17 protein-coding genes are annotated in these 20,035 nt (G+C 74.7%); 2 read left to right on the top strand and 15 right to left on the bottom strand.

What is annotated here, in order from left to right:
* Positions 1 to 114 precede the first annotated feature (114 nt).
* From ACFWR9_RS36910 to ACFWR9_RS36875, 8 genes are all read right to left on the bottom strand, one after another.
* Positions 115 to 1,683 carry an FAD-dependent monooxygenase gene (locus tag ACFWR9_RS36910; protein ID WP_383850356.1) on the bottom strand — a complete coding sequence of 523 codons (1,569 nt, stop codon included), beginning with the start codon at positions 1,681 to 1,683 and terminating at the stop codon, positions 115 to 117.
* 32 nt (positions 1,684 to 1,715) lie between these two features.
* Positions 1,716 to 3,224: an FAD-dependent oxidoreductase gene (locus ACFWR9_RS36905; protein ID WP_383850353.1), complete on the bottom strand. Its 1,509-nt coding sequence runs from the start codon at positions 3,222 to 3,224 to the stop codon at positions 1,716 to 1,718.
* A 1-nt stretch (position 3,225) separates the two neighbouring features.
* On the bottom strand, positions 3,226 to 4,170 hold the full coding sequence (locus tag ACFWR9_RS36900; RefSeq protein WP_383850352.1) for an aromatase/cyclase: 945 nt from the start codon (positions 4,168 to 4,170) through the stop codon (positions 3,226 to 3,228).
* Between the two features lie 71 nt (positions 4,171 to 4,241).
* Positions 4,242 to 5,027 carry a 3-oxoacyl-ACP reductase FabG gene (gene fabG / locus ACFWR9_RS36895; RefSeq protein ID WP_383850350.1) on the bottom strand — a complete coding sequence of 262 codons (786 nt, stop codon included), beginning with the start codon at positions 5,025 to 5,027 and terminating at the stop codon, positions 4,242 to 4,244.
* Between the two features lie 15 nt (positions 5,028 to 5,042).
* Positions 5,043 to 5,318 (bottom strand): acyl carrier protein, encoded by a 276-nt coding sequence (locus tag ACFWR9_RS36890; protein ID WP_376363583.1) that lies wholly within the window; start codon positions 5,316 to 5,318, stop codon positions 5,043 to 5,045.
* An 85-nt stretch (positions 5,319 to 5,403) separates the two neighbouring features.
* The gene (locus tag ACFWR9_RS36885) at positions 5,404 to 5,733 is read right to left on the bottom strand and encodes a TcmI family type II polyketide cyclase (protein ID WP_383850348.1); all 330 of its coding nucleotides are present in this window, start codon (positions 5,731 to 5,733) and stop codon (positions 5,404 to 5,406) included.
* A gap of 180 nt (positions 5,734 to 5,913) precedes the next feature.
* Positions 5,914 to 6,642: an antibiotic biosynthesis monooxygenase family protein gene (locus ACFWR9_RS36880; RefSeq protein WP_383850345.1), complete on the bottom strand. Its 729-nt coding sequence runs from the start codon at positions 6,640 to 6,642 to the stop codon at positions 5,914 to 5,916.
* A gap of 31 nt (positions 6,643 to 6,673) precedes the next feature.
* The gene (locus ACFWR9_RS36875) at positions 6,674 to 8,167 is read right to left on the bottom strand and encodes an FAD-dependent monooxygenase (protein ID WP_383850343.1); all 1,494 of its coding nucleotides are present in this window, start codon (positions 8,165 to 8,167) and stop codon (positions 6,674 to 6,676) included.
* Between the two features lie 165 nt (positions 8,168 to 8,332).
* On the opposite strand from ACFWR9_RS36875, the gene ACFWR9_RS36870 reads away from it, so the two are divergent.
* Positions 8,333 to 8,800: a nuclear transport factor 2 family protein gene (locus tag ACFWR9_RS36870; protein WP_383850340.1), complete on the top strand. Its 468-nt coding sequence runs from the start codon at positions 8,333 to 8,335 to the stop codon at positions 8,798 to 8,800.
* A gap of 8 nt (positions 8,801 to 8,808) precedes the next feature.
* On the opposite strand, the gene ACFWR9_RS36865 is transcribed toward ACFWR9_RS36870, so the two are convergent.
* The 3 genes from ACFWR9_RS36865 to ACFWR9_RS36855 form a co-directional block, all read right to left on the bottom strand.
* Positions 8,809 to 9,939, bottom strand: a complete 1,131-nt coding sequence (locus tag ACFWR9_RS36865; RefSeq protein WP_383850337.1) for a 4'-phosphopantetheinyl transferase family protein — start codon at positions 9,937 to 9,939, stop codon at positions 8,809 to 8,811.
* A 98-nt stretch (positions 9,940 to 10,037) separates the two neighbouring features.
* Positions 10,038 to 11,840 (bottom strand): acyl-CoA dehydrogenase, encoded by a 1,803-nt coding sequence (locus ACFWR9_RS36860; RefSeq protein ID WP_383850335.1) that lies wholly within the window; start codon positions 11,838 to 11,840, stop codon positions 10,038 to 10,040.
* 161 nt (positions 11,841 to 12,001) lie between these two features.
* Entirely contained in the window at positions 12,002 to 12,979 is a 978-nt protein-coding gene (locus tag ACFWR9_RS36855; protein WP_383850332.1) for an SRPBCC family protein, read from the bottom strand.
* 773 nt (positions 12,980 to 13,752) lie between these two features.
* Between ACFWR9_RS36855 and ACFWR9_RS36850 the strand changes: the two genes are divergently transcribed.
* Positions 13,753 to 13,977 carry a DUF6059 family protein gene (locus ACFWR9_RS36850; protein WP_383850329.1) on the top strand — a complete coding sequence of 75 codons (225 nt, stop codon included), beginning with the start codon at positions 13,753 to 13,755 and terminating at the stop codon, positions 13,975 to 13,977.
* Positions 13,978 to 14,000: 23 nt separating this feature from the next.
* On the opposite strand, the gene ACFWR9_RS36845 is transcribed toward ACFWR9_RS36850, so the two are convergent.
* The 4 genes from ACFWR9_RS36845 to ACFWR9_RS36830 form a co-directional block, all read right to left on the bottom strand.
* Positions 14,001 to 14,822, bottom strand: a complete 822-nt coding sequence (locus ACFWR9_RS36845; RefSeq protein WP_383850327.1) for a BTAD domain-containing putative transcriptional regulator — start codon at positions 14,820 to 14,822, stop codon at positions 14,001 to 14,003.
* 1,286 nt (positions 14,823 to 16,108) lie between these two features.
* Complete coding sequence (locus tag ACFWR9_RS36840) at positions 16,109 to 16,936, bottom strand: BTAD domain-containing putative transcriptional regulator (protein WP_383850325.1); 828 nt, start codon at positions 16,934 to 16,936, stop codon at positions 16,109 to 16,111.
* A 450-nt stretch (positions 16,937 to 17,386) separates the two neighbouring features.
* Positions 17,387 to 18,004 carry a ScbR family autoregulator-binding transcription factor gene (locus tag ACFWR9_RS36835; RefSeq protein WP_383850322.1) on the bottom strand — a complete coding sequence of 206 codons (618 nt, stop codon included), beginning with the start codon at positions 18,002 to 18,004 and terminating at the stop codon, positions 17,387 to 17,389.
* Between the two features lie 13 nt (positions 18,005 to 18,017).
* Complete coding sequence (locus ACFWR9_RS36830; RefSeq protein WP_383850319.1) at positions 18,018 to 19,610, bottom strand: acyl-CoA carboxylase subunit beta; 1,593 nt, start codon at positions 19,608 to 19,610, stop codon at positions 18,018 to 18,020.
* Positions 19,611 to 20,035: the final 425 nt, after the last annotated feature.

Raw genomic sequence — 20,035 nt, 5'->3', positions numbered from 1 at the left:
CGCCCCCGCCGGTGGCGCCCGCGGGCGCGGCGTCGCGCCCCCTGGGCGCCCGCCGGCTGAGTGGGGGGCGGCGGCCCGCGCGGGGCCCCCGCCCCCCCCCCCTCACGGTGTGGGTCATCCCTGGCCGGGGGTGCCGAACCAGCGGGTGAGGGCGGCTTCGAGACCGTCGCGGCCGCCGGCGCCAATCCACGCGACGTGCCCGTCGGGGCGGACCAGCAGCGCGTCGGCGCCGGCGAAGGCGGCGCCGGCTTCGGCGGCGGTGGCGGTGGCGGTGGGGGTGGCGGTCACGACGTCGACGCGGCCGGCCCAGGGCGCGGCCGCCTCGTTCAGAGCGCTGTCGCCGGTGAGGTCGAGGAGGACGCCGTGCCCGGCGTGCAGCAGGGCGAAGGTGTCGCTGTGGCCGCCGGGGCCGGTCAGCGGGAGCTTGCCCAGGCGCCGTCCGAGCAGCGGGTGGGTGGTGGCGCTGCTGCCGGGCTCGCCGGCGTCGATGCCGTCGTAGCGGATGTCGAGGTGGGAGACGATGCCGGCGAGGTGGCGGCGGACGGTGTCGTAGCCGGTGAGTTCGGTGATGATCCGGCGCAGCGGCTCGGCCTGGTCGCCGCCGAGGAAGACCATGCCCTGGGCGCGGGTGTTCATCAGCAGGCGGCTGCCCACCGGGTGGCGCTCGGCGTGGTAGGTGTCCAGGAGGGCGGCGCCGGCGCGCCCGGTGGTGACGGCGGCGAGTTTCCAGCCGAGGTTGGCGGCGTCCTGGACGCCGGTGCTCAGGCCCTGGCCGCCGGCGGGCAGGTGGATGTGGGCGGCGTCCCCGGCGAGCAGCACGCGGCCGCGCCGGTAGTGGGCGGCCTGGCGGGTGGCGTCGCTGAAGAAGCTGACCCAGTCGGCGCCGCCGGCGCTGATGTCCTCGCCGGTGATGTGCTTCCAGGCCCCCGCGACCTCCTCGAAGGTGACGGTGTCGTCGGCGCTGCGGGCGGCGGCGCCGTGCGGGCAGACGATGATGCGGTGCACGCCCTCGCCCAGCGGGGCGGCCATCACCATGCCGTTCGGGAGGGTTTCGCCGAGGTAGCGGGGCTTGAGGTCGAGGCCCGTCACGTCGGCGAGGAACATCGCGCGGGTGGCCTCGGTGCCGGGGAAGGCGATGCCAGCGAGCTTGCGCACGGTGCTCTTGCCGCCGTCGCAGCCGACCAGGTAGGGGGCGCGCAGCTGCCGTACGCCGTGGGCGGTGGCGACGGTGATCTCGGCGTGGTCGCCGTCCTGGAAGCCGTCGGCGAGGGCGAGGACCTCGCAGCCGCGGCGGATGTCGGCGCCGAGGCCGCCGGCCCAGGCGGCGAGGACGGCCTCGGTCTGGCTCTGCGGGATGCCGCGGGCGCCGAAGTGGGCGCCTTCGAGGGCGGTGAAGTCGAACTGGACGCCGCCGAAGTGGCCGACGGGGCTGGTCTCAAGGCTCTCGCCCTGCCCGAAGCGGGGCAGCAGCCCGCGCTGGTCGAAGACCTCCATGGCGCGGGCGGTGAAACCCAGGCCGCGGGACTGGCCGGTGGGCTCGGGCAGTTTGTCGAGCACGATCACGTGTGCCCCGCCCAGGCGCAGTTCGCCGGCGAGCATCAGTCCGGTGGGGCCTGCGCCTGCGACGATGACGTCGGCGTCCATCGTGGTGTCCTGCATGGTCGTGGATTCCCTCTCAGTCATCAGTGGTCCGTGCTCGGTGGGGGGCCGGGGGGTCAGGGGATGCCGAACCAGCGTCCGGCCGCCTCGGCGAGCCCGTGGCCGTCTTGGCCGCCCGCCCAGGCGACGTGGCCGTCGGGGCGGACCAGGACGGCGGGCGTGTGCGCGAGCGGTGAGCCGGGGGCCGCCTGGGCGGTGACGGTGTCGACGCGGCCGGCCAGGGCGGTGCCGATCGGCGGGGGCGGGCCGTCCAGGGCCAGGAGCAGGCCGCGTCCGGAGCGCAGCAGTTCGGCGGTGGTGCAGACGCTCTCGCCGGTGCGCAGCCGCACCGGCGGCAGCCGTGCCCCCCGCAGCGGGTGCGGCGGGCCGCCGACGTCGTAGCGGACGTCGAGGCCGCTGATCATGCCGGCGAGACGGGCGCGTACCTCCTCGTGGGTGATGAGTTCGGCCAGGACGGTGCGCAGGTCTTCCACCTCGGGGCCGCCCAGCAGCAGCAGGGCCTGGGCGCGGATGTTGGACAGGACGGCGGCGCCGACGGCGGCGCGTTCGGTGTCGTAGCTGTCGAGGAGATGGGCGGGGGCGGTGCCGTCGGCGGTGGCGGCGAGTTTCCAGCCGAGGTTGTAGGCGTCCTGGAGGCCGAGGTTGAGTGCCTGGCCGCCGATGGGCATCTGGCGGTGGGCGGCGTCTCCGGCGAACAGGATGCGGCCGTGCCGGTAGCGGGCCAGGCGCCGCGTCTCGTCGTCGAAGCGGCCCGCCCACAGCGGGGTGCCGCCGGTGATGTCCTCGCCGGTGACGCGTTTCCAGGCGGCGGTGATCTCGTCGAAGGAGGGTTGGGGGGCGGCCCGTTCGCGGACCTGGGCGCCGAACTCGTGGACCATGACGCGGGTCACGCCGGCCGGGTTGCGGGCGGCGACGGCGAGGCCGGCGGGCAGGCGCTGGAAGCGGCGGGTGGGGATGTCGATGCCCTCGACGTCGGCGCGCAGCAGTTCGCGGGCGGCCGGGGTGCCCGGGAAGGCGGCGCCGGTCAGGCGGCGCACGGTGGAGTCCTGGCCGTCGCAGGCGACCAGGTGGGCGGCGCGCAGCGTGAGCCGGTGGCCGTGGCGGCTGGTGGCGGCCGCCTCGACATGGGAGCCGTGGTCGGTGACGGCGTGCAGGGTGTGGCCGCATTGGAGGTCGGCGCCCAGGCCCAGGGCCCATTCCTCCAGGACGGACTCGGTCCTGGTCTGGGGGACCTTCCACTGGCCGGGGTAGGGGCTGGGCAGGGTCAGGTCCAGGGGGATGCCGCCGAAGTGGCCGCGCGCCTCGTGCGGGGGGCCGGCGAGGTCGGCGAGCAGGCCGCGGCTGTCGAGCAGTTCCATGGTGCGGGCGTGCAGGGTGGAGGCGCGGGACTCGGTGCTGGGGCGGTGGCGCCGCTCGACGAGGGTCACCTGGATGCCGCGCAGGGCCAGTTCACCGGCGAGGAGCAGGCCGGTGGGGCCCGCTCCGACGACGATGACCTGGGTGTCGAGGGTGCGGGCGGGCCGGGTGCGCGGGGCGGGGCCGCCGGGGTGCTCCTGGCCGGCCATGTCAGCGGTTCCGCTCCGCGTGGTCCTTGGCGTGGCCGAGGGTGGCGAGGCTGTTGGTGCTCAGCGCACCGTGCACGTAGGCGCGGGCGTCGGCGACGCTCGCGGCGGGGCCCAGGATGCGGGCGATGTTGTCGGTGTTGAGGGTGACGGTGTGCTGGGAGGAGGCCCTGGCGCCGCCGTCGCCGGTGTCCTGGAAGGTCCACACGCCGGTGTGCAGGGTCATCAGGGCGGGCAGGGTGACCTGCTTGTAGACGATGCGGTCCTGGCCCAGGACGACGCGGTAGGACTTGGTGGTGTGGGTGGAGCCGTCCTTGGCGCGGGTGTCCATCTTCAGTTCCTGCAGGCCGGGGGTGTCCTCGGTGAAGCGGACGCGGGCCACGTGCGGCAGCCGCTCGGGCCACCGGCCGGCCTCGTTGACGAAGGCGAAGGCGTCCCTGGCCCGGCCGTCGAGGGTGACGGTGTCGGTGAAGGAGAAGGTCAGCTCCTGGCTGTCGGCGGCGTGGACGCGTTCGACGTTCTCCTTGAGGGCGGCCAGTTCGCTGGTGCTGTTCTTGTCCACGGCCCGCTCGATCCACAGCAGGTCGTGCGGGTCGTCGCCGGCGGCCCGGTAGTCGTGCAGGAGCCTGACGCGTGAGGTGTCGGCGCCCAGGGGTTCGACGATCCAGGTGCCGCCCATGGCGGCGACCGGCGGGGCCGGCACCTCCTGGCGGAAGGTGATGCGCAGGGCCCGGGCATCGAGGGTGCGGTGCGAGGTCCAGGTCTTGGGCTCGCCGTTGGCGGTGGCCCAGATGCGGATGCGTTCCTCGCCGGGGCCCGTCTCCTGGCTCTCCACGTGGATGGTGGGCGGGAAGATCCGCGGCCAGTTGGCCACCTCGGCCAGGAGGCGGTAGACGGCGCCGGCGGGCGCGCTGATGGTGATCTCGTGCTCGGCCTCACGAGTCGTCATGACGGCTTCTCCTCGGTGCTACGCGGCTGCGGTGGGCGGGGCGCGGCGGCCCCCTGTTTTCGGGGTGGGGTTCAGAAGTTGCCGAGGCCGCCGCAGACGTTGAGTGCCTGGGAGGTGATGGACGCCGCGGTGTCGGAGGCGAGGTAGCCGACCAGGCCCGCGACCTCCTGGGGCGTGGAGTAGCGGCCCAGCGGGATCTTGGCCTGGAACTTCTTGAGGATCTCGTCCTCGCTGGTGTCCCAGGCGGCGGCGTAGCCCTGCCGCACCCGCTGGGCCATGGGCGTCTCGACGTATCCGGGGCACACCGCGTTGACGGTGATGCCGGTGGGGGCGAGTTCGTTGCCCAGGGCCTTGGTGAAGCCGACGACGCCGTGTTTGGAGGCCGAGTAGGGGGCGCCCAGGACGACGCCCTGCTTGCCGGCGGTGGAGGCGATGTTGATGATCCGGCCGCGGTCCTTGGCGCGCATGCCGCCGGTGGTGAGGACTTCCCGGGTCATGCGGAAGACGCTGGTGAGGTTGGTGTCGATGACGTCGTCCCACAGCTCGTCGCTGATGTCGGCGGTGGGGCCGCCGCCGGAGCGGCCGGCGTTGTTGACCAGGACGTCGACGGTGCCGAAGGCGGCCAGGGCGGCGTCGACGAACTCCCGCACGCCGGCGGCGTCGCGGACGTCGAGGTGGTGGCCGTCGGCGTCCAGGCCCTGTTCGCGCAGGGCCTTGGCGGTGTGGGCGACGTTGTCCGCGTCGCGTGCGCCGATGAAGACCCGGTGGCCCTGGCGGGCCAGCAGCCGGGCGCATTCCAGGCCGATGCCGCTGGTCGCGCCGGTGACCAGGGCGACCCGGCGGGTGGTGTCGGACATGAGGGGGTGTTCCTCTCAGGCGGCCCGGGCCCCGGAGGGGGACAGCTGGGCGTTGACGATGTCGATCAGGTCGCGGGGGGTGAGGTCGTCGCCGAGGTCGTCGTCGTCCAGGACGATGCCGTACTCGCGCTCGATGCGGCCGCCGGTCTCCAGCAGCGCGATGGACTCGTAGCCGAGGACCTCGAAGGTGGTGTCGAGGATGTCCGCGTCGAGGTCGACGTTCTCGTCCGCGCCCGCGGCCTCCAGGAGGATCCGCCGCAGGGCGTCGAGGGTGAACTGGGTGGTGGCCATGGGGTCCGTCCTTGGGTTCTCAGGGGCGCCGGCGCCCCGGCTGATCGTGGTGTGGCGGCCGCGGCCGGGTGTCCGTGCCGCCCGTTCAGGCGGGCGCCTGCCACCGGTAGAAGCGCTGTGCCATGGCGTCGGCGGGCGAACGCCAGGTCACGGCGTCATAGGGGTCGATGAACGGCTTGAGGTCGTCGCTGATCCGCACGAAGCGGGGGTCGTCCTTGGCGCCCTGGATCTGTTCGCCGCCGTTGTCGTCGTCGAAGTCCTGCAGGTGGAAGTACAGGCCGTTGAAGGCGAACAGCTGGCGCCGGCGGGTGCCCATGCGGTGCGGCATGCCACTGGCGTCGAAGTCGGCGAACAGCCGGGCGACGTCCGCGCTCGAACCGGGCGCCATGCGGGCCACGATCAGCGTGCTGTGCATAGGTTCTCGCTCCTTGGGCGGGTGCGGTGGGTGGCGGCGCGGGGCACGGACACCGGCCCGCCGGCCGGCCGGCCGCTGCGGCGGTGCGGGGGCGCGGCGGTGCGGGGGCGTACGGCGGGGCGGTGCCGGGGGCGTACGGCGGGGCAGTGCCGGGGGGCGTACGGCGGGGCGGTGCGGGGGTTACTCGCCCGCGGTGCGGGTGTGCACGACGCGGTAGGTGTTGGCGTCGTGGCCGGTCTGCAGGGCGGCGATGCGCTCGTCGTTGGCGCGGCGGGGCCCGGGCTTCGTCGCGTGGGGCAGGTCGCGGAAGGCCTCGTAGCTCTCCTTGCTGTCCCACTGGGAGTAGACGACGGCGAAGGCGCCCTCGACGAACATGGCGCGCAGGCCCTTGAAGACGCTGTGCGAGCGGTAGCCGGGGACGTTGACCAGCCAGTCCTGGCCCTCGCCCAGGAGCGTGACCAGCTCGGCCTGGTCGGCCTGGCCGACCCGGTGGACCTCGATGGCCGTGTAGTCGTCGCGGTCGGGCGAGACCTCGACGCGGTGGCCGGTCCCGGGGCGGGTCCGGGAGAAGACGATCTCGTTCTGCAGCAGCCGGATGGCGGTGGTGATCTCGCGGAAGACGGGTAGCGTGCGGTGCTTGAACTCCTCGCCGTCGTAACGCTTTTCCAGGTCCTCGCCGCTGCGCCACTGGATCAGGTTGGCGGTGGCGGGGGTGCCCTGCCCGGCGTGCACGGTGGAGGAGATCCATCCCGGGTAGGCGGCCGCGTCGACGATCTTCTGCATCTCGGTGAGCAGCTGGTCCTGGTGCTCGGGGGTGTCGGTGGTGAACAGGTTGAGGACGGTGAGGTAGTTGTCCTCGGTGGAGATGATCGGCATGGTCTTCTTCGCTTCCTTCAGGTCCTGGGACACGTGCGGTCGTGCGGCCGGCAGAGGGGCCGGGTCAGCGGGCGGGGCCGAACCAGCGGGCGAGCGCGTCGGTGAGCGCCATCCCGGTGACGCCGGCGGCAGGCCCCTCACCGGGGCCGCCCACCCAGGCGATGTAGCCGTCGGGGCGCACCAGGACGGCCCCGGTGCCGGCGCCGGTGGCTTCGTCGGTGTCGTGGACGGTGACGGTGTCGACGCGGTCGGACCAGCCGTCGGCGGCGGCCCGCAGCGCGCGGTTGCCGGCCGTGTCGAGCAGCAGGCCGCGGCCGGGCTCCAGGAGGGTGAAGACGCTCTGCTTGACGCCGTCGCGGGTGACCTGCCGGTCCGGGAGGCGGCGGCCGAGCAGCGGGTGGCGCTCGCAGCCCACGTCGTGGCGGATGTCGAGTCCGGTGACCATGCCCACCAGGTGGCGCTGCACCTGTTCGTGCCGGACCAGTTCGGTGAACACCTGGCGCAGCGGGCCGGCCTCCTGGCCGCCGAGGTAGAGGGTGCGCTGGGCGAGGGTGTTGGCGAGGATGCGGGCGCCGACCGGGTGGCGCTCGCTGTGGTAGGTGTCGAGCAGCCCCTCGGGGGCCAGGCCCTTGACGTCCAGGGCGAGCTTCCAGCCCAGGTTGACGGCGTCCTGGATGCCGGCGCTCATGCCCTGGGCGCCGATCGGCAGGTGGATGTGGGCGGCGTCGCCGGCGACGAAGACGCGGCCGTTGCGGTACTGGGCGGCCTGGCGGCTGACGTCGGTGGTGGAGGAGACCCACAGCGGTGTGGCGGCGCTGATGTCCTCGCCGGACAGGCGGTGGAACGCCTCGGCGACCTCCTCGAAGGTGATCGGGTCCTGGCCGGTGCGCATCGGCTGGGCACGGTCGTAGTAGATGACGCGGCTGCGGTCCGGGCCCAGCGGCAGCACCATGACCATGCCGCCGGGCACCGGCTCGCCGCTGAAACGCGGGCGCAGCGGGACGCCGGTGATGTCGGCGAAGCGCAGTTCGACGGTGGGGGCGCTGCCGGGGAAGTCGATCCGGGCGCTGGTGCGCACGACGCTGCGGGCGCCGTCGCAGCCGACGACGTGCCGGGCGCGCAGGGTGGCGGCGGTGCCGGCGGTGGCCACGTGGACGCGGACACCGTCGTCGTCCTGCTCGACACCGGTGACCTCGACGCCGCGGCGGACCTCGACGCCGCGCTCGGCGATCCAGCCGGCGAGCATGGCCTCGGTCCGTGACTGGGGGATTCCGCGCGCCCCGTAGGAACCGCCCTCAACGACCCGGTAATCGAGCGGAACTCCGCCGAAATGACCGAACGGAATGACATCCACATCACCGAGACGGGAAAGGAGTCCACGCTGCGCGAATTCCTCGATCGTGCGCGCGGAAAATCCCAGGGCCCTCGATTCCCTGATGGGTTCGGCAAGCCGGTCGACGACCAGGGCGGTGACTCCGCCCAGACTCAACTCGCCTGCGAGCATGAGTCCGGTGGGCCCTGCTCCTGCAATGATCACGTCCGCGTCAAAGGTATCCATCTGCCCTCTTCCGACTGGTGTTTGATGAGTATTGCCGGACCGCTCAGGAACGGTAAAGCGAGTCCGGTACAGGCTTTGCGCAATTGGTTACAGAACTTGGCCGCCAATGTCAGATCTCTGGCAGGTGCCTGGTCGGGCGGCCGCGGGCGGGCCCATGCTCGGGCGGTGACTTCCAACTTTCTGCCCGCCGCGCCGGCCGGGGCCGGCGATGCGGCCGACGCCGCTGTGGTCGCCCATCTCGTGGGCCGCTATCTGCTCACGCTCGACGACGGGGAACTCGACGACGCCTGGGCCCGGGGCCTGTTCACCGAGGACGCGGTGGTCGCCTTCCCGATGAGCCGCCACGAGGGGCGCGCCGGGCTCGCCGGGTGGCACCGTGCCTCGCTCGCGGCGTTCGCGGCCACCCAGCACCTGGGCTCGCCGGCGGTGGTGACCGTCACGGCGGAGCGTGCCCTCTTCTGCGCCAACGTGCTGACCACGCACGTCCACCACCCCGGCGGCGGGCGGCCGCCGCTGTTTCGCGCGGGGACGCTCGCCTCGGGTGCGGCCCGCAGGACGGCCGCCGGGTGGCGGATCGGCGAGCTGTCGTTCCGGGTCCTGTTCACCGAGGGCGAGCCTCCCGCCCGGCGCTGACGGGGGGTTCAGATGTCCACGGCGGGGTCCTGGTCCGTGGCGGGGTCCCGGTCCGGCGGCGGGGTCATCGCCGTGAGCAGGCGGGGGTCCAGCATGGTGGTGACCGAGGTGTCGCCGGCCGGGTCGAGTCCGGCGTCGTGGCGGGCCGCGCTGATGAGGTAGCGGCCGAGGACCGGGTGGGTGGCGAACGCCCATTCGTCGCCTTGCGCCGCGGCGCCGTCGGGGGTGCGCAGGCCGCCGAGGGCGAGACCGAAGCCGAACTCGGTGAAGGCCAGCCGCATGCCCTGCCCGAGCGCCTTGGTGTAGGCCTCCTTCAGGGTCCACAGCCGCAGGACGCACGCCGCCTGCCGGGCGGGCGGGAGGGTGTCCAGTTCGGCGGCCTCGGCGGGGGTGCACATCCGGGCGCGTACCAGGTCCGGGTCGAAGCGGCGGCCGGCGCGCTCGGCGTCCAGGCCGATGCGGCCCATGCGGCTGACGGCGACGGCCATCAGCTCGCCGGTGTGGGTGAGGGCCACCTCCACCTGGTCGAGGCCGCGCAGGTAGGGGCGGCCGCCGAGCCGGTAGGCGATGTCGATGTCGCGTGGGCCGATGCCCAGCGCGGCGGCGGCAGTGTACTTGATGAGCAGCCGGGAGGCGGCGAACCGGGCGCGGACCGCGGGGTCCCGGGTGCCGGTGTAGCGGGGGAAGTCCCGCCCCAGCAGCGCTTCGAGGCGGGGTGTGGTGAGCACCGCGGGCAGCCATTCGGTCCAGGTCGCGTAGGCCACCGTGGTCCCGCGGTCCAGGAGGTCGGCGCGGACCTGCAGCCAGGAGCTGTCCGGGCGCGGGATGTGCACGGGCGGTGCGAGAGCGGCGCCGTGCGCGGTGGTGACGACGCCCAGGGCGGACAGGCGGCGCAGGGTGTCCAGGACGCCGGCGGCGTCGGCCGCGTCGGTGTCGTCCGTGACACGGCCGCCGCCCGCGCCGCTGCCGCCCGCGCCGCTGCCGCCCGTGCCGCTGCCGCCCGCGCCGCTGTCGCCGGTGACGCTGTCGTCGGTGGCGCTGTCGTCCGTAACGCTGCCGCCGGTGGCGCTGTCGTCGGTGACGCTGTCGTCGGTGATGCTGTCGTCCGGGGGTCGGGGCGTGGGCCGGCGGTGGTGCATGGGGTGCGCCTCCCTGCGTCGTGCTCCGGTGGCGGCGGCCCGGGTGGGCGGCGGGGCCGCCCGGCGGGGAGCCGGATCGTTTCTGCGGGGGCGGGGTCTCATGCGAGCCGCATCCCGTAGAGGTCGAAGCTGCGTTGGTGCCGGTAGCGGTCCACGAGGCGGGCCGCCAGGGCGGGGGTGATGTCGTCGGGCAGGGCGGGGACTTCCAGGCCGAGGCGGCGGCCGAACCGGGTCAGGGCGATCAGTGCCCAGTCGGGTTCGGCGAGCAGGCCGCCGTCGGGGGCGTCGGGGGCGGCGTTCTCGCGGACGGCGAGGCAGGAGGCGGCCGCGAGGAGCAGGCAGTACCGGTCGACGAGGGCGTAGGCGGCCGCCGGTGTCCCGGCATCCGGGCACTGCGGGAGGGCGGCGCAGCGCTGGGTGAGGGTGTGCACCTCGGTGGCGAAGGCGCGGGCGAGGTCGGCGAGCGCCGCCCAGCGGGGGCCGCGGCGGCGGTTGCCGTCGAGGCGGGCGGCGGCGGCGGGCAGTACGGCGAGCAGGCCGTCGCAGCCGCTGTGCCGGTCGCGGGGCTGTGCGTCGAGCCGGGTGAAGTCGAGAGTGCTGTCTGTGGCGCCGGGGGTGAACAGCGCGCCGGGTGCCTCGTGGGGGGTGGTGCGGCTGCGGGCGGTGTGGGCGAGGGTGCGCAGGTGCGGGACGAGCACGGCCTGGGTGTCGGCGGTGCCGGCGTGGCCGAGTCCGGCCACGGGCAGGTCGCGTACCAGTTTCTGGAAGCCGCCGTAGGCGGGGCCGCGGTCGTAGCCGCGGGCTCCGAGGACCGCGGTGAGTTCGTCGAGGTCTTCGTGGAGCAGGGCGGACACGGCGTATTTGACGGCGGCGGAGGGGACCAGGGCGTGTTCGGGGGCCAGGTCGAGCAGGCGCAGGCCGGCGACGGCGAGGCTGTCGCAGGCCAGGAGGTCGGCGAAGACTCCGGCCAGGACGCGGCCGCGGCGGCCGCGCAGCACGAGGTGGCGGCGGGACTCGGTGACGGCGCGGACGGCGTAGCGCAGAGCGCTGTCCATGCCGCCGACCAGGGCGCCGCCGGACACCAGGGCCCGGCTGACCTGGAAGGTGCGCAGGGACAGGCTGACGCCCTCGCCCGCCTGTCCCACCAGGGCGGCGTCGGGTACCGGGCAGTCCTTGAGGCGCAGTCCGGCGTAGTGCGCGCCGCGCATGCCGTGGGTGCGGGCGCGGGGCAGGCGGTGCACGGCGTGTGCCGGCAGGCCCGCGGTGTCCAGGAGGAACACGGAGTGGCTGCCCGGGCCGTCGCCGGGCGCGGTGCGGGCGTAGGCGACGAAGGCGTCGGCGCGGTCGGCGTTGATGACGACGTCCTTGCGGCCCTCGACGCGGTAGCCGCCGGGTGCGGGGTGTGCGGTGTACTCGCCGCGCAGGATCGCGTTGGCGTGGGCGAACTCGCGGTGCAGGATCGTCAGGCGCCTGCCGCCCAGCAGCAGTGCGGCGGTGTCGCGGCGCTGGCGTTCGTCGCCGGCCGCCCACACGGCGGAGGCCGCGAACAGGGCGGTCATGCCGGCGCCGAAGCCGAGCGCCACGTCCCGCCTGAACAGGGGCCGCAGTACCTGGGCGAGGGCTTCGGCCCCGGTGAGGCGGCCGCCCAGCGCGGTGGGCACGAACTCGGCGGCCAGGCCGAAGCGGGCGAGGAGTTCCTCGGTGGCGGCGGGGGCCTGGCGGCGTTCGTCGGCGGCGAGCAGCGCCTGCTGGCCGTGCGGGTTGCCGGCGGCGAAGGGGTCGCCGAGCAGGGTCTCGACGCGGCGGGCCCGTGCCGGGCCGTCGCCGCCTTCCTGGGGCCCAGGGGCGGGTGCCGGCCCGTGGGCGGACGCGGCGGCGGCCGCGGTGAGGCTGTCGTTCACGTGGGACCTCCGGCGTCAGCCCGTGCGGCGGATACGGACAGGGGGCGCGATGAGCGGCGGCGGGCAAGGGGGTCTGCGGGCCGGGGGGCGGCGGTGTGCTCAGGCGCCGCGGGCCGGGGCGGTGTGCTCAGGCGCCGCAGGCCCGGGCCCGGGGGGTGTGCTCAGGCGCCGCGGGCGGGGACGCACTCGGCGTGCTCCTTGGCCAGGCGCAGCGCGCGGCCGCTCTGGCGGGCCAGGCGGGTGCGCAGGGCCTGCCGTGCCAGGCGCACCGCGTGCGGGCCGTCGCCGTAGCGTGCGCGTACCGCGTCCTCGTCGAGGACCGCGTGGTGGCGGGCGACGACGGTGACGCCCGTGCCGGGGGCGCCGGGTTCGACCGACCACTCCCCCGTGTGCGCGGCGAGCAGTGCGGGCTGTTCGGTGTCCAGGACGTCCTTGTAGACGATGCGTGCGGCGTGCGGGAAGCCGATCCGTACCGATTCGGTCGTGCGGATACTCCCGTCGGGTCCGGGCAGTTCGACGGTCATCAGCTGTACGCCGGGCGCTTGCTCGGTGATGTCGATCCTGCCGGCGCCGGGCACCGCGTCGGGCCGGTCGCCGAAGCGGTGCAGGAAGCCGTACACGGGCTCGACGGGTGCGTCGACGAACACGGTGTCCTCGAAGGACAGGACGAGGTCGTCCAGGCGGCGCCAGCGCTCGGCGAGCAGGCGCAGGTTGGTCAGGGCGGCGCGGCTGTTGGCGGTGGTGGCCCGCTTCACCCAGTCCACGTCGGCGCGCGCGTTGTCACTCACGGCGAAGTCGTTGCGCAGGGTGACCAGGGAGCGTTCGGGGCCGCGCGGCTCGACGGTCCAGCTGCCGCCCATGGAGGTCACCGGGCGGGGCAGCACCTCCTGGCGGAAGTCGACGCGGTGCGCCACGGGGTCCAGGACGCGGCGCGTGGTCCAGGACCTGACCTCGCCGTTGGCGGTGACCCACATCCGCAGCCGTTCCCACTCGCCGTCGAACTCGAGCTGTTCGACGTGCAGGGTCGGCGGCAGGAAGACGGGCCAGCGCAGCGCGTCGGCGATCAGGCCGTAGAGCACGCCGGCGGGGGCGTCGACCTGCGTGTGCTGGGCCATACGGTGCACGGGCGCGAGATACATGCCCCACACCCCTCTCTCGTCTCGGCGTCCGGCAGGCGGGACGGGCAGTCATGGGGCGCCGCCCGCCGGTTGGTACAGGCTCGCCATGGACTGTGTCCTGATCCGGTGGAGGGCGGCTCGCCCTCACCTCGAACACCGCTGGAATCCCCGCCAGAGCCGGCACACCCCGCACACCGGACGCCCCCGGCCGGACGCCGGCCCGCTGCGGGCCCCGGCCGCGGGCCCGGCTGGGGGCCCGGCTGGGGGCCCGGCTGGGGGCCCGGCTGGGGGCCCGGCAGTGCGGGCCCGGGGGCCGCCCGCGGGCCATCGCTCCGGCGCCGTACGTCCGCCCCGGCGCCGTACGTCCGCCCCGGCGCCGTACGTCCGTCCCGGGGCCCGAGGTCTGCCCCCGGGGCCGTACGTCCAGGCGCTGGGCGGGCTCCGTCCCCGTGGGGAAGGCGTGCGTGACGCCCGGCCGCGCGCCGTGCGGTGGGGGCCGGGCCGGGGCTGCCGGTGGCGGGTCTGCGTGCGGGCGTCCGTGCCGCGCCGCTCTCGTGGTGGTGCGGCCGGAGCACCGCGTGTCGGCAGCCGGGGCCCACCGGGCGGGTGATGGCGCGTGGTTCGGCGGGGGGGGCGGGCGGTTCCATGGCCGGCCGGCGCGCGCACCGGGCCCTGCTCCCTGGGCCGGGTCCGGCGCTCGACCCGGTCTTGAGAGAACTTCGGGCGGCTTTCGAGCGGGCGCTTCCAGCCTGGCCGGAGCAGGGACGACGATCCGTGGACCGAAGGAGGCCCTGATGGCGTTCGCCCGGCGTGTGCTGCGCTCCGCCCGCACCCTGGCTGCCACGCTCTGGCAGTGCCTGATTGCCGTCGGCGCGGTCCAGCTCGCGGGTGAGACGGCCCGGGCCGATGCCCGCCTGATGGACGCGCCTGGGCCGGGCCATCCCGAACGCCTGCGCCCCGACCTGCCGCTGACCGCGCTGGAACGCGCCGTGCTGAAGGACATCGGCTCGGCGAGCTGACCGGCGCCGGCGGCCGAGTGGGGTCAGGCCGCGTACAGGTCGAAGGTGGAGGTGCGCCGGGGCCCGGACGCCAGGTCCAGCTGGGGGTCCACGGCGAGGATGGCCTGGTGCAGCCGCTGCAGCTGCGGTGAGGGCTCCACGCCCAGCTCGTCGACCAGGCGGCGGCGCAGCCGGTGGTAGACGTCGAGCGCGGCGGCCTGCCGGCCGGAGCGGTACAGCGCCACCATGGCCTGGGAGTGCAGCCCTTCGTGTTCGGGGTGGCGGGCGATCAGGTCCGTCAGTTCGGCGGTGACTTCGGCGTGCCGGCCGGTCCTGAGGTCGGCGTCGATGCGGCGCTCGCGCGTGACGAGCCGGCTCTCCGCCAGCCGCATCGCCTCGATCTCCAGGACCGGGCCGACGGGGACGTCGACCAGCGGGGGCCCCTGCCACAGGTTGAGCGCCGTGCGGTAGGTGCGGGCGGCCCGCTCGTCCTCGCCGTCCTCGAAGGCCTGCTGGCCTTCGGTGACGAGGCGTTCGTAGGCGTGGACGTCGACCGCCTCGGCCGGTACCTGCAGCAGATAGCCGCCGTGCCGGGTGGCGAGCACGTCCTTGGCGGTGCCCGGGGCGCCGGGTCCCATCGCGGTACCGAGCCGGCGGCGCAGCTGGAGTATGTAGGTCTGCAGGGTGGTCAGGGCGCTCTGGGGCAGTTCGGTGCCCCAGATCTCCTCCATGAGCGTGGGCACGGGCATGACCCGGCCCGGGTAGAGCGCGAGCAGGGCCAGGATCTGGCGCGGCTTCCCGGCCGTCGGAACGATCGACATCCCGTTGACGTCGGCACTCAGCGGACCCAGAACACGAATCTCCATGGCTTCCTTCCCCGTACCTCGACAACTGGACTCGGCTTCCGAGCCGGCGTTCGAACCGGTGCCCGAGGCTCGGTCGATATTGCGCCACGCGGGGGCCCGCTGTCCTTGCCCCACGACGGATGCACGAGGCGCGCCGTATCCCGCCGCAACCGCGCGCCTCCCCATTCGTCGAGGAGTCATCGAGCGGAATCCTTGCGGCCCCGCTCCCAGCAGTTCCTGGCGTATCTGCGGCATGCCGTCTGCGTACTGCGAGAAGATTCTGCAGCCCCTGTTCCGCCGGCCCGTGCGCGGTGCCGCCCTTTCCGCGCCGCCGAGGCCGGGCGGAAACACCGGGAGAGGCGGCGAGGCGGCGTGACGGCGCGCGGGCGGCACCCGGAAACGGACTCGCGGCGCCCCGTTCCCGTGCACCGTCCGGCGTCCGGCAGCCGGGAATTGGGCGGTGTCTTTTGGGCCGGCAGGAATCGGATCACCGGACGGGGACCGACCGCGGAGAACGGCGTCGTTCCCCCCCCTTCTTTCCGGATGGCCGGCCCCGTCGAGTTTCCGGATGGCCGGCCCCGTCGGGGTCCGCGCCGCCCGTACCGGGCTCAGGGCGCCGCCCGGGGGGGCGAGGCAGGGCCGGGGCAGGGCGTCGGGGCGCAGCGGCTCATCGGCGGACGGTGGGGCGGGCACCGCATCCGGCGGACGCCGGGAAGGCTCGGCAGGCCCGCGGCCCGGCTGCGGCGGCTGCCGGCACCACCGCGCCCGGCCCCGCGCACCGCACCGCGCATGGACCGCGGCCCGGCTCTGCGGCTGCGTCCTGCACCCCGGCCGGGCCCGCCCGGGCCGGGAAGGGACGGGCCGGGAAGGGAGGGGCCGGGAGGGGACGGGCCGGGAGGGGACGGGCCGGGACGCCACGGATACCGCCGTCCGGGGGTCCGGCTGGGGAGATGAACTGCCCTTCCGGGAGTCGGTGTTGGAGACCGGTGGGGGCAGCCGGGGAGGTGAACTGCCTTCCCGGGAGCCGGTGTTGGGGCCGGGGGTGGGGCACGAGGGGGGCGTCGGCGGGAGGCGTCTGCGCCGCCGGGGGCGGCCGGGTGGGGGAACCGGCCGCGCCGGGGGGCGTGGGGCGCCTGTGCGGCCTGCGGGCGGCGGTTCTCCCGCCGCTGCGGCCGGCCCCGCCACGGAGCGGGCGCTCGCGGCCGGCCGGAAGGCTCTGGTCCGCCGCTTTGGCGGCCTGCGGGCGGCGGTGTCGCGGCGGGGGGCCGGTGACCGGGGCCGCTGCCCGGTCACCCGGCCCGGCGGGGTCAGCCCACGCGGGCCACGGCCCGGCCGCTGTCCTGCGGGCCGCGGGCCGGGACGGTCTCCGCGGCGGCCGTCAGGATGGAGCGCTGGAGCCGGCTGATCGTCGTGGACGGTTCGAGTCCCAGCTCGTGCACGAGGGTGGCCCGCAGCCGCTGGTAGACGGTCAGTGCCTCGCCGCGCCGTCCCGAGCGGTGCAGGGCCACCATGAACTGGCCGTGCAGGCTCTCGTGCATGCGGTGCCGGTTGACCAGGACGGTCAGCTCGGACAGCAGTTCGCGGTGGCGGCCGAGTCTGAGGTCGGCCTCGATGCGCTGGTCCAGCGCACACAGCCGGGACTCCTCCAGGCGCTTGACCTCCAGGCCGAGCCGGCTGCCGGCGCTCACGTCGGCGAGCGCGGTGCCGGTCCACAGCGACAGGGCCTCCCGCAGCCTGCGTGCCCCACCCGTGAAGTCCTCGGCGTCCACGGCCCGGTAGCCGGCCCCGGCGCGCTGCTCGAACTCGCGGAAGTCGACCCGGCCGCCCCGGGTGTCCAGGCGGTAGCCCCCGGGCAGGGTGACCAGGACGTCCTTGGCGGTGACGTCGCGTTCGCCGCCCGCGGCCAGCGCCGCGGCGATGAGCTCGCGCAGCTGGAGCACGTACGTCTGCAGGGTGGTGCGGGCGCTGCGCGGCGGCTCGTCGTCCCACAGCTCCTCGATCAGGGCGGAGACGGGGACCACCCGGTCGGCGTGCAGGGCCAGCAGGGCCAGCACCTGACGCGGTTTCGGAGCGGTCGGTGTGACCGAGACGCCGTGCTCGCGTACGGACAGCGCGCCCAGAACTTCGATGTCCACTGTGTTGTCCCCCTTGGAGTCCCATGCCGGTTGCGTGCGGGTCCATGCCGCGAGGGCCGCCGCTTGGACACCCGGAGGGCGTTCGACGACTCTGGCTCGAAGACGATTAAAAAAACAGCACAGTCGGTTTGTCAATGGGAGTGACGTACATCCGGCCACACGCCCCGCCCCCGGCGCCGGCCTGCGGCCGCATCCGCACAGGGGCTCCACCGGGCCGTAAAGGCCGCAGAATGGCGGGAGTCGGCGCCGGGGCGGTCCGGCGTTCCAGGCGGAACCAAGGCCGGTATGCCACGGTGGCCAAGAGCTTTCCGGCCCCCGCGGCCGCGGCACCGCCGCCCGCGCGAGCCCACTGAAGGTGCATGACGCACCCAAAAACAGAACGTGCGGTCTGGTTATGGGAACGGGGGCGGCCGGCGGTGCGGCTCCCGGCGGCCGCCCCCGGGGGCGTGGTCACCGGGAGCGGCTGCCGCCCGCCGCCAGGTCGCCGAGTACGGAGGCCGCGGCCAGTCTTGGCAGCAGGAGCTGCCAGAAGCGGGTGACGGTGGCGTGCGAGAGCCACTGGGGGTCCCGGGTGCCCAGCACCTCGAAGCCGGTCGTCGCGGCCACCACGGAGGACGTCACCGTCTCGGGTGCGACCTCGGCGAGCACCCCTTCGCCGGCCGCGCGCTCCAGCGCGGCCCCGACCCATGCGTGCCACTGGTGGTGCAGTGCCTGGTCTGCTCCGCGGACCCGGTTGCGGCCCAGTTCGAAACCGGCGCGCAGCACCACGTCCGCGGCGAGCCGGCGGGCGAGGTCGTGGGAGGTGTTCACGAGCAGCTGCAGGCAGTTGCCGGCGGCACCTTCGTGGGCCGTGACGATGCTCTCCAGCCGCTGGGCGGCGGCCTGTTCCACCGCGTCGGCCAGGGCGGCCTTGTTCACGAAGTGGAAGTGGAGCGCTCCGTTGCTCACCTGGGCCAGTGAGCTGATCGCGGTGAGCGAGGCCATGCTGAAGCCGTCGCGGTCGAAGACCGTGGCGGCCGCCGTGATCAGCGCCTGGCGGGTGCGCAGCGCTCGTTGCTGTCTGGCCATGCGAAGTGCTCCGTTACTGCGGCGGGTTGCCGTGCTTGCGGGAGGGCGGGTCGGCGTGTTTGGTGCGGAGCATCGCCAGGGAGGCGATGAGCACCTCGCGGGTCTCGGCGGGGTCGATGACGTCGTCGACCAGGCCGCGCTCGGCCGCGTAGTAGGGGTGCATCAGCTCGGCCCGGTACTCCTTGACCATGCGGGCCCGCATGGCGGCGGGGTCCCGGGCGGCGGCGATCTTGCGGCGGAAGATGACGCCGGCGGCGCCTTCGGCGCCCATGACGGCGATCTCGTTGGCCGGCCAGGCGTAGGTGAGGTCGGCGCCGATGGACTGGGAGTCCATGACGATGTAGGCGCCGCCGTACGCCTTGCGCAGCACGAGTGAGATCCGGGGCACGGTCGCGTTGCAGTACGCGTACAGCAGTTTGGCGCCGTGGCGGATGATGCCGCCGTGCTCCTGGCCGACGCCGGGCAGGAAGCCGGGGACGTCCACCAGGGTGATGACCGCGATGTTGAAGGCGTCGCACATCTGGACGAAGCGGGCGGCCTTCTCCGAGGCCTCGATGTCCAGGACGCCGGCCAGGGCCTGCGGCTGGCTGGCGACGATGCCCACCACCTGGCCGTCGAGGCGGGCCAGGGCGCAGATGATGTTGCGCGCCCAGCGCTCGTGGACCTCCAGGTACTCGCCCTCGTCGACGATCTCCCCGATGACGTCGGCCATGTCGTAGGGGCGGCCGGTGTCGGCGGGGACCAGGCCGGCCAGCCGCTCGCAGCGGCGGCCGGGCGGGTCGGCGCACGGCACGCGCGGCGGATGGGCCCGGTTGTTCTGCGGGAGGAGGCCGAGGAGGTAGCGGACCTCGGCGAGACACGTCTCCTCGTCGTCGTAGGCGAAGTGGGCGACGCCGGACGTCTCGGCGTGCACGTCCGCGCCGCCCAGGCCGTTGTGCGTGATCTCCTCGCCGGTGACGGCCCGGACCACGTCCGGGCCGGTGATGAACATCTGCGAGGTGCCGCGGACCATGAACACGAAGTCGGTCAGCGCCGGGCTGTAGGCCGCGCCGCCCGCGCACGGGCCGAGCATCACGCTGATCTGCGGGATGACACCGGACGCCCGGGTGTTGCGCTGGAAGATGCCGCCGTACCCGGCGAGCGCGCTGACGCCCTCCTGGATGCGGGCGCCGGCCCCGTCGTTGAGGGAGATGAGCGGGGCCCCGGCCGCGACGGCCATGTCCATGATCTTGTGGATCTTCGTGGCGTGGGCCTCGCCCAGCGCGCCGCCGAAGATGCGGAAGTCGTGCGCGTAGACGAAGACCGTACGGCCCTCCACCGTGCCCCAGCCGGTGACCACCCCGTCCGTGTACGGCTTCCTCGCCTCCAGGCCGAACCCCGTCGCCCGGTGCCGGCGCAGCTGCTCCACCTCGCAAAAGGAGCCCGCGTCCAGGAGCAGCCCGATACGCTCACGGGCCGTCAGCCTGCCCCGGGCGTGCTGCGCCGCCGTCGCCTCCTCCCCCGGCCCGGCCAGCGCCCGCGCACGGATGCCGTGCAGCTCGGCGACACACCCCCGCCCGTCCGGCAGCTCTGCGGCCACCTGAGAAACGTCATTGAGGACTGTCACGATGCCTCCCTCCTGGGCGCGACCGGCATGAACCCCCAGGTTAACAAACCGTCTGCGCGGTTTATAGGGGGGTGGGTGCGGTGCGCACACGAATCAGCTGGAAAAGGTGCCCGCCCGCCACCGGCCGCAGCGGCCGGCGCCCGGCGGCCCCCGACGCCGGCCACTGCGGCGCACCAGGGACGGGGAGCGGCGGGGTCCGGGGACTGGGGGCCGGGGACTGGGGCCCGGGGACTGGGGCCCGGGGACTGGGGGCCGGGGACTGGGGTCCGGGGACTGGGGCCCGGGGACTGGGGGCTGGGGTCTGGGGTCTGGGGCCCGGGGACTGGGGGCTGGGGTCCGGGGACGGGGGTCGGGGGCCTGGGGACCGGCGGCGGGGCGCGGGGGGGAGGGGGCTCGGGCCGCGGGGAGCGGGGCGGGCGGCAGGC

This window comes from Streptomyces sp. NPDC058534, assembly GCF_042717365.1.
Lineage (GTDB): Bacteria > Actinomycetota > Actinomycetes > Streptomycetales > Streptomycetaceae > Streptomyces.
This window is presented reverse-complemented; position numbering and strand designations above follow the sequence as displayed.

What these genes read in the sequence shown, in the direction of transcription:
- ACFWR9_RS36910 (WP_383850356.1), bottom strand. Translation starts at nt 1,683, where the DNA reads ATGACTGAGAGGGAATCCACGACCATGCAGGACACCACGATGGACGCC.
- ACFWR9_RS36905 (WP_383850353.1), bottom strand. Translation starts at nt 3,224, where the DNA reads ATGGCCGGCCAGGAGCACCCCGGCGGCCCCGCCCCGCGCACCCGGCCC.
- ACFWR9_RS36900 (WP_383850352.1), bottom strand. Translation starts at nt 4,170, where the DNA reads ATGACGACTCGTGAGGCCGAGCACGAGATCACCATCAGCGCGCCCGCC.
- fabG (WP_383850350.1), bottom strand. Translation starts at nt 5,027, where the DNA reads ATGTCCGACACCACCCGCCGGGTCGCCCTGGTCACCGGCGCGACCAGC.
- ACFWR9_RS36890 (WP_376363583.1), bottom strand. Translation starts at nt 5,318, where the DNA reads ATGGCCACCACCCAGTTCACCCTCGACGCCCTGCGGCGGATCCTCCTG.
- ACFWR9_RS36885 (WP_383850348.1), bottom strand. Translation starts at nt 5,733, where the DNA reads ATGCACAGCACGCTGATCGTGGCCCGCATGGCGCCCGGTTCGAGCGCG.
- ACFWR9_RS36875 (WP_383850343.1), bottom strand. Translation starts at nt 8,167, where the DNA reads ATGGATACCTTTGACGCGGACGTGATCATTGCAGGAGCAGGGCCCACC.
- ACFWR9_RS36865 (WP_383850337.1), bottom strand. Translation starts at nt 9,939, where the DNA reads ATGCACCACCGCCGGCCCACGCCCCGACCCCCGGACGACAGCATCACC.
- ACFWR9_RS36855 (WP_383850332.1), bottom strand. Translation starts at nt 12,979, where the DNA reads ATGTATCTCGCGCCCGTGCACCGTATGGCCCAGCACACGCAGGTCGAC.
- ACFWR9_RS36850 (WP_383850329.1), top strand. Translation starts at nt 13,753, where the DNA reads ATGGCGTTCGCCCGGCGTGTGCTGCGCTCCGCCCGCACCCTGGCTGCC.
- ACFWR9_RS36845 (WP_383850327.1), bottom strand. Translation starts at nt 14,822, where the DNA reads ATGGAGATTCGTGTTCTGGGTCCGCTGAGTGCCGACGTCAACGGGATG.
- ACFWR9_RS36835 (WP_383850322.1), bottom strand. Translation starts at nt 18,004, where the DNA reads ATGGCCAGACAGCAACGAGCGCTGCGCACCCGCCAGGCGCTGATCACG.